At 63.3% G+C, this 251-nt stretch carries 1 protein-coding gene; it reads left to right on the top strand.

The genetic code is table 11. From position 1 onward, the window contains the following. Window positions 1–168, top strand: a 168-nt coding sequence (locus tag PZC42_RS25080; RefSeq protein ID WP_498041218.1) for a hypothetical protein, incomplete at its 5' end; no start/stop codon positions are given. Between the last annotated feature and the right edge of the window lie 83 nt (window positions 169–251).

The raw sequence follows: 251 nt of genomic DNA, 5'->3' as shown, positions 1-251 counted from the left end.
TCCGCTGCCTCGGGAGTATTTCACACCTTGATCGTGGGCCGGGATGGCACTCTCCGCGCCACCGGCAAAAACGGCGAAGGCCAACTCGGCGACGGCACCACCCATGACAGGAGCGAACCGGTAGCGATCGGGTCAGGGGGCGGATGGTCCCGGGTGAATACCGGTTAGTGGGCCGGTAGCTTTGGCGTGAAGGACGATGGCACGCTCTGGGAGTGGGGGAACTTTTTCAACGGGGATCACCACATCACCCC

It is taken from the genome of Isoptericola croceus, assembly GCF_029382255.1.
In the GTDB taxonomy this organism is placed as follows: Bacteria; Actinomycetota; Actinomycetes; order Actinomycetales; family Cellulomonadaceae; genus Isoptericola; species Isoptericola croceus.
The sequence above is the reverse complement of the archived record's forward strand: the minus strand, read 5'-3'. Positions and strand labels throughout refer to the sequence as shown.